This is a genomic window from Saccharothrix hoggarensis, assembly GCF_042678885.1.
Classification (GTDB): Bacteria; Actinomycetota; Actinomycetes; order Mycobacteriales; family Pseudonocardiaceae; genus Actinosynnema; species Actinosynnema hoggarensis.
The window spans coordinates 1-731 of sequence record NZ_JBHTLK010000517.1; the positions used below are offsets into that span (position 1 = coordinate 1).

At 77.7% G+C, this 731-nt stretch carries 1 pseudogene; it reads right to left on the reverse strand.

Annotated elements, in window-relative coordinates:
- Window positions 1-731: pseudogene (locus ACFQ3T_RS36880) on the reverse strand (glycosyltransferase); the annotation flags it as partial.

Sequence of the window (731 nt, forward strand, 5' to 3'; positions counted from 1 at the left end):
CGACCCGCCGGAACCGCGGCGGCGCCGGGTCCGCGTCGCGCCGGAACGCCGACAGCACCACCCACAGCAGGCCCCAGCCGACCAGCACCAGCGGCCCGCCGGTCCAGCCCGGCGACGCGGGGCCGCCGGGCAGCGGCGTCACCGACACCGTCCGCAGCACGATCACCGCGAACCCGCCGAGCACCACCACGGCGAGCCCGGCCAGCATCGGCCGGCTCGGCCGCAGCACGAGCGCCGCCAGCGCGAACCCGACCACGACGAACCCGACGAACGGCAGCGCGCCCGGCCCGCCCGGCCGCAGCGACAGCAGGTCGACCAGCCCCACGGCGGGCGACTCCACGAACGCGCCGACGCCGTGCAGCACGACGGACGGGTTCTGCAGCACCACCGCGGGCCACGGCAGCAGCAGCGCCATCGGCAGCAGCACGATCATGAACAACGCGGCCACCCGCCGCCGCCCGTCACCGTGCCGCCCCGGCACGACGACGAACCCGACCAGCGCCGCCAGCGCCACCAGCCCGTGCACGAACGGCGAGAACGCGCCGACCGCGGCGACCGCCAGCGCCGTCCCCGACGCCACCGGCAGCCACGACGTGCCCGAGCCGCCCCGCAGCACGGCCACCACGCCCGCGAACACCAGCGGCGTCATCACGTGCACCACGACGACGTCCAGCCGGCCCTGGCTCACCGCGGACGTCGCCGCCGGCAGCAACGCGTACCCGGCGGCGACC